10 protein-coding genes, 4 pseudogenes and 1 riboswitch are annotated in these 16,897 nt (G+C 63.7%); of the genes and pseudogenes, 8 read left to right on the top strand and 6 right to left on the bottom strand.

The features are described from left to right. Window positions 1-44 precede the first annotated feature (44 nt). Window positions 45-160, bottom strand: a riboswitch (TPP riboswitch). A gap of 108 nt (window positions 161-268) precedes the next feature. The 4 genes and pseudogenes from ACQVLG_RS11925 to ACQVLG_RS11910 form a co-directional block, all read right to left on the bottom strand. Beyond that, window positions 269-523, bottom strand: coding sequence for a hypothetical protein (locus ACQVLG_RS11925; protein ID WP_230541563.1), 255 nt, complete (start codon window positions 521-523; stop codon window positions 269-271). Between the two features lie 38 nt (window positions 524-561). Then, window positions 562-1,371, bottom strand: a complete 810-nt coding sequence (locus ACQVLG_RS11920) for a response regulator (protein ID WP_474294701.1) — start codon at window positions 1,369-1,371, stop codon at window positions 562-564. Between the two features lie 28 nt (window positions 1,372-1,399). Further along, window positions 1,400-3,256, bottom strand: a complete 1,857-nt coding sequence (locus tag ACQVLG_RS11915) for a hybrid sensor histidine kinase/response regulator (RefSeq protein ID WP_474294699.1) — start codon at window positions 3,254-3,256, stop codon at window positions 1,400-1,402. A gap of 95 nt (window positions 3,257-3,351) precedes the next feature. Then, window positions 3,352-4,091 (bottom strand): annotated as a pseudogene (locus ACQVLG_RS11910) (Crp/Fnr family transcriptional regulator). A 238-nt stretch (window positions 4,092-4,329) separates the two neighbouring features. Between ACQVLG_RS11910 and ACQVLG_RS11905 the strand changes: the two are divergent. Together ACQVLG_RS11905 and ACQVLG_RS11900 are read left to right on the top strand one after the other, a co-directional pair. After that, a pseudogene (locus ACQVLG_RS11905) lies at window positions 4,330-5,025 on the top strand (PAS domain-containing protein); the annotation flags it as partial. Window positions 5,026-5,159: 134 nt separating this feature from the next. After that, on the top strand, window positions 5,160-6,428 hold the full coding sequence (locus ACQVLG_RS11900; RefSeq protein ID WP_474294697.1) for a putative bifunctional diguanylate cyclase/phosphodiesterase: 1,269 nt from the start codon (window positions 5,160-5,162) through the stop codon (window positions 6,426-6,428). 7 nt (window positions 6,429-6,435) lie between these two features. Here ACQVLG_RS11900 and ACQVLG_RS11895 read toward each other — a convergent pair whose 3' ends face one another. Both ACQVLG_RS11895 and ACQVLG_RS11890 read right to left on the bottom strand, forming a co-directional pair. Further along, complete coding sequence (locus ACQVLG_RS11895; protein WP_474294695.1) at window positions 6,436-7,476, bottom strand: porin; 1,041 nt, start codon at window positions 7,474-7,476, stop codon at window positions 6,436-6,438. A gap of 532 nt (window positions 7,477-8,008) precedes the next feature. After that, window positions 8,009-10,363 (bottom strand): ankyrin repeat domain-containing protein, encoded by a 2,355-nt coding sequence (locus ACQVLG_RS11890; protein WP_474294693.1) that lies wholly within the window; start codon window positions 10,361-10,363, stop codon window positions 8,009-8,011. Window positions 10,364-10,533: 170 nt separating this feature from the next. Between ACQVLG_RS11890 and ACQVLG_RS11885 the strand changes: the two are divergent. From ACQVLG_RS11885 to ACQVLG_RS11860, 6 genes and pseudogenes are all read left to right on the top strand, one after another. Next, a pseudogene (locus tag ACQVLG_RS11885) lies at window positions 10,534-12,320 on the top strand (valine--tRNA ligase); the annotation flags it as partial. An 18-nt stretch (window positions 12,321-12,338) separates the two neighbouring features. Continuing rightward, on the top strand, window positions 12,339-13,340 hold the full coding sequence (locus ACQVLG_RS11880) for a class I tRNA ligase family protein (RefSeq protein ID WP_474295627.1): 1,002 nt from the start codon (window positions 12,339-12,341) through the stop codon (window positions 13,338-13,340). A 113-nt stretch (window positions 13,341-13,453) separates the two neighbouring features. Beyond that, a pseudogene (locus ACQVLG_RS11875) lies at window positions 13,454-13,926 on the top strand (DUF2147 domain-containing protein). Window positions 13,927-14,202: 276 nt separating this feature from the next. After that, window positions 14,203-15,093 carry an Ig-like domain-containing protein gene (locus ACQVLG_RS11870; protein WP_474294691.1) on the top strand — a complete coding sequence of 297 codons (891 nt, stop codon included), beginning with the start codon at window positions 14,203-14,205 and terminating at the stop codon, window positions 15,091-15,093. After that, complete coding sequence (locus ACQVLG_RS11865; RefSeq protein ID WP_474294690.1) at window positions 15,090-15,722, top strand: ice-binding family protein; 633 nt, start codon at window positions 15,090-15,092, stop codon at window positions 15,720-15,722. Before ACQVLG_RS11870 ends, ACQVLG_RS11865 begins: the two co-directional genes overlap by 4 nt. Before the next feature lie 13 nt (window positions 15,723-15,735). Continuing rightward, entirely contained in the window at window positions 15,736-16,875 is a 1,140-nt protein-coding gene (locus ACQVLG_RS11860) for an OmpA family protein (protein WP_474294688.1), read from the top strand. The last annotated feature ends 22 nt before the right edge of the window (window positions 16,876-16,897 follow it).

Genomic DNA, 16,897 nt, shown 5'->3' with positions numbered 1-16,897 from the left:
GCCAGCTAAGGAGGTTCGGAATTACGCACGCGGAAAAGCGGGGTGCAGTCATCCTAAAGCTTCCCTTCGCTGGCATTATCCAGATCAGGTTCGGAGGGTATTTCTCACCCGCGCTTGCACTGTGTTTCCACAGCGAAAGGCAGGACCCCTAGCGTTTGCCGCCTTGCGGCAGCGAGCCAATTATACGCGGTTCGCGCCGCGTGGCCAGATGATTTCTTGCCGGTGTCGTGTTTGCGCATCTGCTGCAATGCAGCAGACGGCGTCACGCTTATTTCTTCTTGCCCCAGCGCCAGCTGGTCGGTTCGCCCTTGCGCTGGCAGATGAAAATGAGCACGGCAACGATGGCCGCTTCATACACGATGTAAGCGACCAGCATGGTTTGCGGCGGGAACAGGAAGGCGCCGCAGGCGAACAGCGCCAGCGCGGCCAGGAACACCAGCCAGCCCTGCCAGGTGATGGGCAAGCCCCAGCCCCAGCCATAGGTCTTGGCGGGGAACCAGTAGGAGGGAGATTTGTCAGTCATGATTTTTCCTGGTCTGTATCGATGGCACCAAGTATAAATCAGGCGCTGCGATGGCGCTCCGTGACATCGAGGCCGATGCCGCGGTAGCCGATGAAGCGGCTGCCATTGTCGAACATCGGTTCGCCGCTGACCTGCAGATACTGCGTGCTGCCGTCCAGGTTGGCGCGGCTGTAGATGAAATCGAGAAACGGTTCGCGCGCGGCGATCTTGGCGTCGAGCAAGGCGCGCTCGGCGGCGTTCCAGCGCTGCGGCTCTTCTTCGCTGCCGATGCCCAGCATTTCAGCCACGGGGCCGGAAAAGCGCGTCAAATTGCCCTGCGCATCCTGCTCCCAGTACCAGTCGGACGACAGTTCCGTGAAGCGCTGGAAGCGCGCTTCGCTTTCGCGCAATTCCGCCGTGCGGTCTTCCACCATCTGTTCCAGCGACTTGTTGTATTCGGCCAGCTTCTGGTACAGCAAGCGCACTTCCAGCATGTTGTGGATGCGCGTCTTGACTTCCACCAGGTCGAAGGGCTTGCTGACGAAATCCTTGGCGCCCGCCTGCAGGGCGCGCAGCTTGTGGCCGCCGGGCTGGGCCGTAATCACCAGCACGGGCAGGTAGCTGCCCGCCTCGAGGTCGCGCAAGCCTTCCATGACTTCGAAACCATCCATTTCCGGCATCTGCAAGTCGAGCAGGATCAGGTCGTAGCGGTGCTGCTGGTGCAGCGCGCGCACGGCTTGCGGGTCCATGGTGGACGTGATGCGCGTGTAGCCGGCATTGCGCAGCACCTGTTCCAGCAGCATGACGTTGGCCTCCTGGTCATCGACGATGAGGATGCTGGCGTTCAGGATCTCGGTGGCTTGAAGCATGGCGGTATTCCTAAAATTGAGTGCTGAATTAGCGTATTGCGTGAGTGTCGTCGGCCAGGCCGTGCGCGGCTGCATGGTGCAGGGCCACGTCGAGCGCGTCCATGAATTCGACGACCTTGATCGGCTTGGTCAGATAGCGGAAGAAGCCCGCTTGCAAGCCTTTTTCGATGTCGCGCGGCACGGCGTTGGCCGACAGGGCCATGACGGGAATGTGGCTGGTGAGGGGATCATCATGCAGGATGTGCAGCGCGCCGTAGCCGCTGATGCCGGGCAAGTTGATATCCATCAAGATCACGTCCGGCTGGTAGGTGCGCGCCAGGTCGATGCCCAGGTGCGCATCGATGGCCGTCAGCAACTTCAAGTCGCTGCGGCGGGCGATCAATTGCTCGACCAGCGCCAGGTTGGCGGGATTGTCTTCCACGTAGAGCAAGGTGCGCAGGCTTTCCTGCGGCTCCTGCACCTGCGGCAGCGCGTCGCCGTCGCCCAGCACCAGTTTCGGCGCACTGCTGGCGGCCAGCTCGAACCAGAACGTGGTGCCCACGCCGACGGCACTGTCGACGCCGATGGTGCCGCCCATCAATTCGACCAGTTGCTTGGTAACGACGAGGCCGATGCCCGTGCCCTCTTCCGTGCTGTTTTCCTGTCCCAGGCGATTAAACGGCTGGAACAGCTGCGCCACCTGGGCCGCGTCGAGGCCGGCGCCGCTGTCGCGCACGCTCACGCGCACCTTGTCGCCATGCCCGCTGCATTCGACGGTGACGGCGCCGCCGCCCTGGTTGTACTTGATGGCGTTCGACAGCAGGTTGATCATCACCTGTTTCACGCGCGTGCGGTCCGCATGCACATAAAAGGCCTTGCCGCAGCGGGGGAAATGCATGCGGATGCCGCGCTTTTCCGCCTGCGGCGCGATCATGGCCTGGCAATCCTGCAGCACGTCGAGCAGCGACATCGCTTCCTGCGACAGGGTGACCTTGCCCGATTCGATCATGGCCAGGTCGAGGATTTCATTGATCAAACGCAAGAGATACCAGCCGCCCTTGAGGATTTGCTCGATCGAGCGCTGCTGCGGCGGGCTCGGCGGCGGCACGTCGGACGCCATCAGCTGGGCGAAACCCAGCACGGCGTTCAGGGGCGTGCGCAATTCATGGCTCATGCTCGAGAGGAATTCGGACTTGGCGCGGTTGGCCTTTTCCGCCACCAGGCGCGCCTTCTTCAGCTCGGCATTATTGGTCTCGACCAGCGAGCGCGTATACGCCTGCTGTTCGCGCAGGCGCTGGTCCAGCAGCGCCTGTTCCGCCTCGACCTGCTTGCGCACCGTGTTATCGGTGCCGATCAGCAGATAGCCGATGACCTTGCTCTGCGCATCGCGCAAGGCCGTCACGGAAACGATGGCGGGGAAACGGCTGCCATCGTTGCGGATATACGTCAGTTCATAAATGTCTTCGATGCCGCGCGTGGCCTTGAACACGAGCGCTTCCACGCCCGGCGTGATGGGCGTGTCGAGTTCGGCGCTGAGGGCGGCCGCGCGGGCGACGATTTCTTGCGCGTCGGAAATACCGGCCGGCGTCAGCTTGTCCACCACGTCGCTGGCCGCATAGCCGAGCATGCGTTCGGCGCCCACGTTGAAAATCTGGATCACGCCCTGCGCATCGGTGGCGATGCACGAGAAATTGGCGCTGTTAAAGATGGCATCCTGCAGGGCGCCCGCCTTGAGCAGCTGGCGCGGCAGGCTGGCCGCCACGGTGCGCCGGTACAGCGCCACGAGCAGCATCAGCAGCAGGAAGACCAGTGCGTCGATGACGCAGGCCGTCTCGAACGGCGCGCGCCAGGCCAGCGCGCCGACGGCCAGCAGGGCGATGGCGCTGAACGAAAACGCCAATGCCATGGGCCAGCGCGACGGGGCGCGGTTAGGGTTATTTTCAACTGAGTGCATGGGTAGCCTGGGCTATGACAACAATAAAGGAGACGGAAATGCGGCGCCTAGCGGCCTTGGCGCTGGCGCACGTCCGACAGCAGGCGCGCGAATTCCTTCTTCACCACGCCATAGCATTCGCACACATTGCCTTCGAGGCCGGCGCGGTCCTGCACCGTGATATGGCCGCGCCGATAACTGATGAGGCCGCGCTGCTGCAGGCGCCCCGCCGCTTCCGTCACGCCTTCGCGGCGCACGCCCAGCATGTTGGCGATCAGTTCCTGCGTCATGGTCAGCTCGCGGTTGGCAGGCGGTCCATGGTCAGCAGCAGCCAGCGGCACAATTGCTGTTCCACCGTATGGTGGCGGTTGCATACTGCCGTCTGCGACATTTGCGTGATCAGGGCTTGCGTATAGCGCAGCAGCAAGCGCATGACGGGGCCGGCGCGGTCGAATTCTTCCATCAGCAGATGGGCCTTGAGCCGGTAGCCGACGCCGCCCGTCTGCACGACGGCGCGGCTCGGCGTCGAGTTGCCGCCCATAAATAGCGACACGCCCACGATGCCCTCGTTGCCGACGCCGGCAATTTCCGACGAGCTGCCGTTTTCCAGCAGGTAATGGATGGAAACGATGGCCGTGGTGGGGAAGTACACATGCAGCAGCTTGTCGCCCGAGTCGTAGATCACGTCGCCCAGCAGCATGGAGACTTGCTCCAGATGGGGAGCCAGGCGCGCGAAATCGGCGTCGAGCATGGCGGCGAGCAAATGGTTTTGATTCGGGTTGTGCAGCTGGGCATGCGGACTCGACATGGGCAGGTTTCCTGGTTTCCAGTCGTCAGCTAGGGGGTGTATGAAAGGCGTCCGAACGAGGGTCGCCATGGTGTGCAGCGTAACACACTGCTTGCACGGTGGACCGACTATATTTCTTGCTGGCATGAATGTCCGTTCGGTAGCGAACGGACGCTGAATCGCTGCGCGCCCTACAGTCAATCACTGCCAGGGCTGCCCGATCACGGATCGGTGCCGGCGCTGCTTACCGGACGCCATCATGCAATCATTCTTCAAGCGCATCTCCATTTCCGTCTCCACCTCGGCCCTGATCACCCTGGCGGTCGGCCTGTGCCTGACGGCGCTGTGCTATGTCTCGGCGCGGCAGATCGAAGCGGAAAGCGCCAGGGTGCTGCTGCAATACCACGCCAGCGGCCATGCGCTGAGTGCGGCCATGCTGCCCGCGCATGGGCTGACCCTGGATGCGAACCGCCGCGGCTCGCTGTACGTGTTGCTGGGTGGAATATTATCGAGCCTGCTGGCCACGGCCTATGTGTACCAGCTGGTGTCGCGCAATTCCGTGATTGCCCGCATCACGGGCGAACGCACGGCAGCCTTGCAGTTTGCCAATTTACGCCTGTCCGAGGATATCGCCGCGCGCATGCGCAATGAAAAGTCGCTGCGTTTGCGCGAACGCATCATCGAAGTGTCGGCCAATGCCATCATCCTGTGCAGCGCCGACGCGCCAGGCTACCTGATCGAATACGTCAATCCCGCCTTCGAGCGCATCACCGGCTATGCGGCCGGCGAAGTCATCGGACAGCGACTGGAAGACTTGCAGGGGCCGGAACATGCGCGCCAGGACATGCATGCCATCAGCGCGGCCTTGAACGAACAGCGCGAAGGCAAGGCCATCGTGCGCAATTTCCGCAAGGATGGCAGCACGTACTGGAGCGAGCTGTTTGTCGCGCCCGTGCGCGACGATGGCGATGGCGCCGTCAGCCACTTTGTCGTAGCGCAATACGACATCAGCACCGTCATGCGCGCTTCGAGCAGGAACTGGAATTCCAGTCGCGCCACGATATCCTCACGGGCCTGGCCAACCGTTTATTGCTGCGCGAGCGGCTGGAACAGGCGATGGCCGTGGCGCGCCGCAGCACCCTGCCCCTGTGGGTGGTCTTCATCGACCTCGACCGCTTTAAATTCGTCAACGACACCCTGGGCCACGACGCGGGCGATACCCTGCTGAAACTGATCGCCGACCGCCTGCGCGCCGCCACGCGCGAAGTCGATACGGTGGCGCGACTCGGCGGCGACGAATTCGTCCTGCTGCTGCCGCAACACGCCAACAGCGACCCGGGCCAGCTCATCCTGCAGCGCGTGCTGGACGCCGTGGCCCAGCCGCTGCTGGTGGGCGGCCATGAATTCTTTCTCACGTGCAGCATGGGCGTGGCCACCTATCCCGACGATGGCGACAGCGCGGAAACCCTGATCAAGCATGCCGACATCGCCATGTACCGGGCCAAGGAGCAAGGCCGCAACCACTGGCAAAGCTACGCGCCGGCCATGAATGCCAGCATGCTGGCCCGGCTGAACCTGGAAAGCGAGTTGCGCCATGCGCTCGAGCGTGGCCAGTTCCACCTCGTGTACCAGCCGCAGGTGGAGCTCGACAGCGGCAAGATCGTCGGCATGGAAGCGCTGCTGCGCTGGCGCCACCCCACCCTGGGCGCCATCGCGCCCGGCGAATTCATCCACCTGGCCGAAGAAATGGGCTTGATCGTGCCCATCGGCGCCTGGGTGCTGCACACGGCGTGCGCGCAAGCAAGGGCGTGGCAACGGGAGGGACTGGGCGGCTTGCGCCTGGCCGTCAATTTGTCTGCGCGGCAATTCCGGCAAAGCGGCTTGCTGCAATCGGTGCGGGAGATACTGGCCGTGACGGGCCTGGAAGCGCGTTTCCTGGAGCTGGAATTGACGGAAAGCATGATGATGCAGGATGTGGAACAGGCGATCGCCACCATGGACAAGCTCAAGGCGCTGGGCTTGCAGCTGTCGATCGACGACTTCGGCACCGGCTATTCCAGCCTGGCCTACCTGCGCCGCTTCCCCATCGACGTATTAAAAATCGACAAATCCTTCGTCAGCGACCTCACGCACAGCGACGACGACGCGGCCATCGTGCAAGCCATCATCGCGCTGGCGCACAGCCTGCGCCTGAAAGTGATTGCCGAAGGCGTGGAAACGGCGCAGCAGCTGGCCTTCCTGCGCCAGCACGGCTGCGACCAGATGCAGGGCTATCTGTTCTGCCGTCCGCTGGCCGCGCCCGCCTTCGAAGAATTATTACGCCAGGGCAGCACCTTGCCTGCCCTGGCGATGGGTTGAGCAGGCCTTAAAACGCGTGGCGCAAGCCGACGTTGAAGGCGCGGTTGCCCGTGCCCACTTCCGTGGCGTTGCCCACCATGTAGGCGGCATCGTTGCGGTTGCGGATGTGCGCGTAAGCAACATATACCTTGCTGCGCTTGGACAAGGCGTACGTGGCGCCGATGGCCAGCTGCTGCGCGTCGCGGTTGGCCGCATCGCGGTCATCCTTGCGCACATACGAGGCCAGCAAGGTCGTCGCGCCGAGCGGCACGGACACGCCGACAATGGCATCGCGGCTGTCGTTCGACGCGGTGGGCGCCTGCGCCGCGCCATATGGGTTTTCCGCGAAGAACATCGAGCTGCCCTCGCCCGTGTTGCGGCCATAGCCGGCAAACGCCGTGGCCACGCCGAAGTTGTAGTTACCCGCCAGAATGGTGTTGTTCGCGTCGGCCTTGCCCGGCTCGCCGGCACGGCTCTGGCGCGCCAGGCGCAGGGTCAAAGGACCGTTGACATAGCCCAGGGACAGGCCCAGCGAACGCTGATCCGCCGCCACACCCGTGTGTTCGCCGGCGCCATACATGACGGTGCCCGTCACGCCGCGCAGCTCGGGCGAGGTGTAGCGCACGGTATTGTCGATGCGCGTGGCCGAGTAGCCGGCCAGGTTGGTCGCCGCGCCGGCAAAGCCGCCTTCGAAGGGGTCGGCCACGTCCGTCAGCGCCTGGCTTTGCAGGTTGTACTGGCGGCCCACGGTCAGCATGCCCAGCGGGCTATTGAGGCCGACAAAGGCCTGGCGGCCGAACAATTGGCCCGCCTGGTCCGAGCGGCCCGTGTCGCTCAGGACGCCCGCTTCCAGGGTGAACACGGCTTGCAAGCCATTGCCCAGCGCTTCCGTGCCGCGCAAGCCCAGGCGCGAACCGGCCGAGATGCCGCTGGTGAGCTTGCTGACGCCGCCTTCCTGCACCAGGCCCGCATCCATCAGGCCATACACTTCAACAGACGACTGGGCGTGGGCGGCAGGCAAGGCGCCCAGGGTGGTGGCAAGGCCGGCAACGATGGCGATTTTTTTCATGATGATTTCCTTGTAAAAGCGACACCAGGAAAGCGGCGGCCACGGCAAGGCCACAGGCGGCAAGGCGCCATGCGGGGGATGCCGTATCAAAAGACGACGCGCCGGACAACAGATCCTGGCTAAGCTGTGGCGGCAGCGGCGTGCAATGGAGGCGCCGCTTTGATTCCGCCGTGAATGGTGCACCGCTGGCGGTGCGCGTGGCTCAGGCGCCCGGCCCGGAGGGGACGCTCTGAAGGTGGCTGGCATCGCTGATGCGCTGGCCTTGAGACGCGGACGAGTGCTGGATATGAAACGTTATACAACCGCGTCTGCAGGCGCCGTCCGCAAGGGTGGGGCAGGAGGCGCCGAGGCCGGCATTGTAGCATCGGCAGCGCCCTTATTCCCGTTCTGTTGCAGGAAAACGACTCGCCAGGCCGCCAAAACACGGCCATTCCGCCGCGCAAGATGGCGCATGCCGTCCAGGCCAACACTGCGGCAGCGCCAGGCCGGCGGCCTTGCCCTGATCCTTGCAGGGCGGTGCGGCTGCCGGAATCTAGCGCGCCTTGGCTGCCGCCTTCAGCAAGGCCAGCACGGCCTTGCTTTCCGGTGTCGACGCCCGTTCCTGCGCCATCTTCAACACGGAAAATTCCCCGCCCTGCGGATCGGCGCCCAGGCTCAGCAACAGCTTGACCATCGCCGCGTCGCTATTTTCGACGGCCGCCAGCAAGGGCGGACGATAACCGTCGTTGACGATAGGCGCGCCCATCGCGGCCAGGCGGGCGACCCAGTCGTGCCGCTGGCTGCGCACCGCATGCCACAGCAGCGTCTCCTTTTCCAGACGCCGCGAATCGAGCGCCGCCTGCTGTCCCTGGTAAGACACTTCGGCGGCGGGGCCGACTTGCTGCCATGGCATGCCGGGCACCACCAGCTGGCGCAGCACGTCGTCGGACGCCGGCTGATGGTTGTACATGGCGCGCATCGCCGCGTCGAGCCAGCGATCCTCTCCCTTTGCATCATGCCGGGGCACGCGCTGCTTGAGCCAATCGAGCGCGCCGGCGTTGCCCGCTTCGGCGGCATAGGCGTACAGCGACTTGTCCTGCTCATCAACATTCGGCGTGGTGCCGGTGGCCAGCATTTTATCGAGCACTTCGGTGCCGCGCGTCAGGCGCAGCAAGCGCCCCCATATCAACGAATCGGCCAGCGGCCGTTCGGCTGGCTGCGCAGCCCCGCCTTTCTTGGCTTTTTTCTCTGCCAGATACTGGTCTACCAGCAAATATGGCCGGCCCGCGCCTGCGTCGAGCATGGCGATCATGCTGGCCGTCCGTTCATTCGCGTCTATCAATTCCGGCAAGATGCCCGCATCCTCTTGCTGCAAGGCGTATTCCAGCGGCGCCATCGTTTGGTTTTCGCCGCCGTATTGCCGCACATCGGCGCCATGCGCCAGCAACAGGCGCACCATCGCGGCATTGCCATACAGGGCAGCCAGGTGCAGGGGCGCGGCGTGGTACAGCGTATCGCCTTCGCCGAGCGGCACGCCGCGTTGCAACAGCAGCGTCATCATGCGCAGCTTGGTGGGCAACAGCGCGGCGTGCCGCTCACGCAGCGCCTGGCGGCGAGCCGGCTGCGAGGCCTGCGCCAGTCGCTCCTGATCGTCGTCCCGCCACGTTTGCGCCTTCAGCCATGCCGCTTCGGCTTCGAACATGCTGGATGGAGGCAAGATCAAATAGTTCAGCAAGGGAAGCCTGTCGAGCGCATAGTTGCCCGGCTCGGCAACGCCGGCAAGCAGCTTGCCGAAAGCCGCTTCATCGCCCTCTCTGGCAGCATTGAACAGCGCCGTCACCTCTGGCGTCGGCGGCAGCTTGTTGCGTGCCTCGTGCACATAATTGATCAAGCGTTCCATGCCGTGCACGGAGACCTGCGGCAACGGCATGCCCACCTTCCATGCCCGCGCCAGCTGATCCGCCTCGGCCTGTTGCGCCGCATTCAGTTTCTTTGCCCAGCGGGCCACGGCGTCGCCGGCCTCCGCAGCGCCGCCCGCCGCCGCCAACTGGCTCAGCATGGAAGCGAGCACATAGTCCTGCGGCACGCCCGCCTCCTCGCCATACAGCACGGCCAGCAGCAGCTGGGCCTTGGCAATGCCGCTTTCTGCGGCCTTGCGCAGCCAGCGGGCGGCCTGCTTTTCATCCAGGCCGCCCGTGCCTTTCCAGCACAGCAAGCCCAGCTGGTAGGCGGCTTCCATGTCGCCGGCCTCGGCGGCGCGGCGGTACCAGTCCTGCGGCGAACGCTGTCCCGTCAGCGACGTCGTCGGCAGGGGCGCGCCCCGCTTCCAGCTGGCAGCCAGGCGCACGGCTTCATCGACCTGGTCCGGCGACATCCTGCCACGCTGCGCCGGCAGGGACTTCTCCATCGCGGCCGCGCCGCTCCACTCCTTGTCTTGCTGCGCCAGCAGGTTGAGTGCATATGACAGCACCCGGTCGGCCGGCCCGCCTTCGCCCCGTTCATGCATTTGTGCCAGATCCTGCAGGGGCTTGCCTTCACCCTGCGCCGCCATGACGCCCAACCAGGGCCGCGCGCGCGATGGATTGCGCATGCGGCCCGGCGCGTATGCATACATGAAAACCAGCGCCTCCTGCGCGGCGCGATCGCCGCCCTTGGCCGCCAGCAGATACCAGCGCTCCGCTTCAGCCTCGCTGCGCTCCACGTCCCGGCATTCGCTCCGGCCCCCGTAGATATCGCCGAGGACTTTCTGCGCCTCCACATTGCCACCCTGCGCCGGTCCGCGCAATTGCGCCACGGCCTTGCTGCAGCGCCCATCCTGCAGAGCCTCCATCCCCTCCGGAACGCCGGCGCACGCGCCTCCGGCAGCCAATCCTGCGCCGAACACGGCCAATTGCCACAATTTTTTCATGATCGCCTGAATATTTAAATAATATTGCAAAGATGATAGCTTGAAAAAAATACAATGAGGCAATATTGCGCAATCGTGCGCGGCTTTTCGGGCCATCCAGGCCCGCTATTTGCTGCGCATGCTTTATGCACCCCTTATAATGGTTCCTTTTGCCAATCACACGCCAAATCATGGAATTAGCCAAGTCTTTCGAGCCCGCCGACATTGAACAATTCTGGCGCACCGAGTGGGAACAGCGCGGTTACTTTACCGCCACCCTCGATGCGGGAAAACCTTCCTTCAGCATCCAGTTGCCGCCGCCGAACGTCACCGGCACCCTGCACATGGGCCATGCGTTCAACCAGACCATCATGGATGGCCTGACCCGCTACCACCGCATGCTGGGCCACAACACGGCCTGGATACCGGGCACCGACCATGCGGGCATCGCCACGCAAATCGTCGTGCAGCGCCAGCTGGACGCGCAAAAGATTTCGCGCCATGACCTGGGCCGCGAGAAATTCGTGGAAAAAGTGTGGGAATGGAAAGAAAAATCCGGTTCCATCATCACCGGGCAAATGCGCCGCCTGGGCGCCTCGGCCGACTGGCAGCGCGAATACTTCACGATGGACGAGCCGCGCTCGAAAGTCGTCACCGACGTCTTCGTGCGCCTGTTCGAGCAAGGCCTGATCTACCGCGGCAAGCGCCTGGTCAACTGGGACCCCGTGCTGGGCACGGCCGTGTCCGACCTGGAAGTGGTGTCCGAGGAGGAAGACGGTTCCATGTGGTACATCAAATACCCGCTGGCCGACGGCAGCGGTTTCCTGACGGTGGCGACGACCCGTCCTGAAACCATGCTGGGCGACGTGGCCGTGGCCGTCGATCCGACGGACGAGCGCTACACGGCGCTGGTGGGCAAGATGCTGAAATTGCCGTTGACGGACCGCGAAATCCCCATCATCGCCGACGAATACGTCGACAAGGAATTCGGCACGGGCTGCGTCAAGATTACCCCGGCGCACGACATGAACGATTACGCCGTCGGCCAGCGCCACAAACTGGCGCAGATCGTCATCCTGACCCTGGACGCGAAGATCACGGACGACGCACCCGAAGCGTATCGCGGCATGGACCGCTTTGCCGCCCGCAAGCAGATCGTCGCCGACCTCGACGCGCAAGGCTTGCTGGAACAGGTCAAGCCGCATAAACTGATGGTGCCGCGCGGCGACCGCACGGGCGTCGTCATCGAGCCGATGCTGACCGACCAGTGGTTCGTCGCCATGAGCAAGCCGGCCCCGGAAGGCACTTTCTTCCCCGGCAAGTCGATCGCGGAAACGGCGCTGGACAAGGTCGCCAACGGCGAAATCAAGTTCGTGCCGGAAAACTGGAGCACCACCTACAACCAGTGGCTCAACAACATCCAGGACTGGTGCATCTCGCGCCAGCTGTGGTGGGGCCATCAAATCCCGGCGTGGTACGACGACGCGGGCAATATCTTTGTTGCGAAAACGCAAGCCGAAGCGGAAGCCAAGGCCCTGGCCGCCGGCAGCACGGGTCCCTTGAAGCGCGACGACGACGTGCTCGACACGTGGTTCTCGTCGGCCCTGGTGCCGTTCTCGACGATGGGTTGGCCTGAAGAAACGCCGGACATGAAGGCTTTCCTGCCCTCGTCCGTGCTGGTCACGGGTTTCGACATCATCTTCTTCTGGGTCGCGCGCATGGTCATGATGACGGCGCACTTCACGGCAAGGTGCCGTTTGAAACCGTCTACGTGCACGGCCTGGTGCGCGACTCGACGGGGCAAAAAATGTCCAAGTCGAAGGGCAACACCCTGGACCCGATCGACCTGATCGACGGCATCGACCTGGAAGGCTTGATCGTCAAGCGCACCACGGGCCTGATGAACCCGCGCGACGCGGAAAAGATCACCAAGGCGACGCGCAAGGAATTCCCGGACGGCATTTCGGCCTACGGCACGGACGCCGTGCGCTTCACCATGGCCAGCTATGCGTCCTTGGGCCGCAACATCAATTTCGACCTGGGCCGCTGCGAAGGCTACCGCAACTTCTGCAACAAGATGTGGAACGCCACCCGTTTCGTCATGATGAACACGGAAGGCAAGGATTGCACGGCGAACGATGTTGATCTGTCGCAAGCGGACAAGTGGATTATCTCGCTGCTGCAAAAGGCGGAACTGGACGTGGCCAAGGGCTTTGAAGACTTCCGTTTCGACAATATCGCCGCATCGATCTACAAATTCGTGTGGGACGAGTATTGCGACTGGTACCTGGAAGTAGCCAAGGTGCAAGTACAGCAAGGCACGGAAGGCCAGCAGCGCGCCACCCGCCACACCCTGCTGCGCGTGCTGGAAGTGGTGCTGCGCCTGGCCCATCCGATCATCCCATTTGTCACGGAAGCGCTGTGGCAGACGGTGGCGCCTTTGGCCGGCAAGACGCTCAAGCCGGAAGGTGATTCGATCATGATGCAGCCGTATCCGATCGCTGACACCAGCAAGATCGACGAATCGGCCGAAGCGTGGATGCAGCAGCTGAAAGCCTTGACGGATGCGACGCGCAACCTGCGCGGCGAAATGCAGATTTCGCCATCCGTGCGCGTGCCGCTGATCGTCGAAGCGGGCAATGCGGCGGAAAAGGCCGCGCTGGCCTCGTACGCGCCGTACATCCAGTCGCTGGGCAAGCTGGCCGACGTGCAGATCGTCGATGCGCTGCCGGACTCGCCTGCGGCCGTCGCCATCGTCGGCACCACCAAGCTGATGCTGAAAGTGGAAATCGACGTGGCCGCCGAACGCGAGCGCCTGGGCAAGGAAATCGCCCGCATCGAAGCGGAAATTGCCAAGGTCAACAGCAAGTTGGGCAATGAAAGCTTCGTCGCGCGCGCTCCGGCTGCCATCGTTGCGCAAGAAAACGAGCGTTTGCTCAGTTTTTCGGCGACAATTGAAAAACTGCGCGAACAGTTTGCTAAACTAGCCAGCGCATAAGGCAGGTTTGGAAGGATTGCGCGGCGTCATCCGTGACGCCGCGCAGCACCGCTGGTCTTGCCTTGGTATATAACTGTTCGTGACCCGATCAAAAAAACCATTGGAGACTAGCAATGCATAAAATTTTCAAAGCAAGCGTCACAGCAAGCATCATGATGGCCGCCCTGGCCATCGCCGGCAGCGCCGCCGCGCGCGACGGCAACTACACTCCTGTCGGCACGTGGAAAACCATCGACGACGCGACGCCAGCGGCAAGCCGAAATCCCTCGTCGTCATCACGGAAAACAATGGCGTCTTGCAAGGCAAGATCGACAAGCTGTTCCGTGGCCCGAACGAAGAGCAAAATCCCAAGTGCGACAAGTGCACGGGCGCCAACAAGGACCAGCCCATCATCGGCCTGGTGATCCTGTCCGGCCTGAAATATGACGGCAAGGAATGGACGGGCGGCGAAATCACGGACCCGGCCAGCGGCAAGGTCTACAAGAGCAAGGCCGAACTGATTGAAGGCGGCACCAAGCTGCAAGTGCGCGGCTATGTCGGCGTGCCGATGTTTGGCCGCTCGCAAACGTGGGTGCGCGAAGAGTAATCAACGCACGCCCTGCCCTGATGAAGCCGGCCATGCGCCGGCTTTTTTGCGTCCGCAAGCCCGCCCTGCTGTTGTTTTTCAGGCCGAATCGCTCCCTTTTGAACCTATCTGCAAGCGCCAGCAGCCTATGCGCGCCACCGAACATACTTGAAGTTTCCTAAATGAAAGTAGTGCATGCCTGTGACGCCATCGCCCTGTAGCGAAGGGCGGCATGGCTCTGCCGGATGACCTCATCCGCGGATGCCCGGCAATGATTGCCATGCACAAAGGAACTATATGAATCTCTTCAAGCGATTTTTGAGCCCGCTGCTCATCCCGGCCGGTTTGCTGGCCATGGCGGCCCTTGCCGGTTGCGGCGGCGGCGACCAGGGACGCGATCCCATCCTCGGCCTGCCGGCCGCCACCTTGTCCAGCCTGGCCGTCACGCCAGCCACGGCAACGGTCGCCATCGGCGCTGGCCAGCAATTCACGGCCATCGCCACGTATAGCGACGGTTCTTCGCAAGACGTCAGCGCCAAGGCGGCCTGGACGTCGGCCACGCCGGCCAGCGCGAGCGTCAACGCCGCCACGGGCTTGAGCACCGGCATCGTTGCCGGCAACAGCAACATCAGCGCCGCATTCGGCGGCAAGAGCGCGGCGGCCCAGTTGACCGTCTCGCCGGCGACCTTGCTGTCGATCGCCGTCACGCCGCAAAACCCGATCATCCCTGTCGCCGCGACGCGCCAGCTGGCCGTCATTGCCACCTACTCGGACAACAGCACGGCTGACGTCACGGCCGGCAGCAGCTTCCTTGCCGCCACGCCCGCTTTCGCCACCGTCGCCAGCGGCGGCCTGGTCACCGGCGTTGCAGCCGGCAGCAGTGCCATGAACGCCAGCTTCAACGGCAAGACGGCCGGCACCACCGTCACAGTCCCTGCCCTTACCCTGGTCAGCATCGCCGTCACGCCAGCCACCGCCAGCGTCGCTATCGGTGCCCAGCAGCAATTCGTTGCCACGGCAACCTATTCGGACAGCTCGAATGCCATCATCACCAACAGCGCCAGCTGGACTTCGGGCAGCGTCGCCAACGCCACGGTACTGAACACGGGCATCGCCACCGGTGTTGCCGCCGGCACCAGCAGCATCACGGCCACGGCCGGCGGCCAGTCAGGCAGCGCGCGCTGTTGACCGTCACGGCAGTGGCCATCCCGCCCGTCCTCAACCCGATCAATCTGGGCCGCGCGGCGCCGTTCGGCGTGCTGGCCGGCACCTCGATCACCAACAATTCGGGCGGCACCACCCTGATCACGGGCGACGTCGGTGCGCCATCGCAAACGGTCGATCCGACCCAGGCGGCCGGTTTTACCAATTACAAGTCGGGCGCCATCCTGGCCGGCGCCATGACGGATTTGCAAGCGGCGATCACGGACGGCAATAGCCGGACTTGCGACGTCAGCTTTGCCGGCGGCATCGACCTGGGCGGCCAGACCTTCGGTCCCGGCGTGTATTGCTATGCGGGCGCCATCAGCATCACCGGTACCCTGACCCTGAACGGTCCCGGCGTGTACATCTTCCGCACGGCGTTGACGCTCGATTCGACCGTCAATTCGGTGGTGGCCCTGAACAATGGCGCCACGGCCGACAACGTCAGCTGGCTGCCCGTCGGCCCGACCACCCTGGCCGCGAACAGCGTCTTCAAGGGCAATATCCTGGGCCAGTCCGCCGCCATCACGGTGGGCGACAACACGACCCTGCTCAATGGCCGCGTGCTGACGGCTGCTGCCGTCACCCTGCGCAACAACCAGATCACCAAATAAACGGGACATGACCATGACTATCGCACACACACTGGGCGCGCTGAGCGTGATGGCCGGCGCCTTGCTGGCGGCACAATCGGCACAGGCGCAGGACAACACCTTCATCAACCCGGACTGGGCCAACAGCGCCTGGTACATCGGCGCGGGCGTGGGCCAGTCGCGCGCCAACATCGACGAGCCGCGCCTGCGCGCCAGCCTTGCCGCCAACGGCGAAACGGTCACCGGTTTCAGCAAGGACCAGCGCGACACCGGCTATAAATTGTTTGTTGGCCGGCAACTGAACCAGTATTTCGCCGTGGAAGGGGGTTACTTTGACCTGGGCAAGTTCGACTTCAAGTCGACCACCAGCGGCAACGGCGTACTCAACGGCGAAGCGGGCTTTCGCGGCGTGAACCTGGACTTGCTGGGCCAGCTGCCGCTGTCGCAGCGTTTGTCCCTGCTGGGCCGTGTCGGCATGCATTACACCAAGACCAACACGGAATTCAGCGGCAACCGCCTGCTGGGCTCGACCAATACGCATGCCAGCGAGCGCAAGCTCAACGCCAAGCTGGGCCTGGGCCTCGAATACAAGTTCAGCGAAGCGCTGGCCCTGCGCGGCGAAGTCGAGCGCTACCGCCTGAACGACGCCGTCGGCAACCGCGGCGATGCGGACCTGTATTCCGTCAGCCTCGTGTATAAACTGGGCCGCCCGGCCAGCGCCACGCCAGCCTACCAGCCGGCGCCGGTGGCATTGCCACCCATCAGCGAAACCATGCCGGCCCCTGCGGCCGAGGTGAAGCCGGCGCCCGTCTCGGAAAAAGTGTCGTTTGCTTCCGAAGCGCTGTTTGATTTCGATCAATCGACGCTCAAGCCGCAAGGCAAGGCGGCGCTGGACCAGTTGGTCGGCCAGCTGACCGGCATGGACCTGGAAGTGATCGTCACGGTCGGCCATACGGATGCCGTCGGTTCCGACGCCTACAACCAGAAACTGTCGCAGCGCCGCGCCGAAGCCGTCAAGGCTTACCTGGTGGCGCAAGGCGTGGAAACGAGCCGCGTCTACACGGAAGGCAAGGGAGAAACGCAGCCCGTGGCCGACAACACGAGTGCAGCCGGCCGCGCCAAGAACCGCCGCGTGACGGTGGAAGTCGTGGGGACACGCAAAGTCATGCGCTAGATCAAACTGGCGCGGAAAAAAA

The sequence above is a fragment of the Janthinobacterium sp. TPC_1 genome (assembly GCF_056037845.1).
Note: the sequence above shows the minus strand (reverse complement) of the source record. Positions and strands in the feature narration are given on the sequence as shown.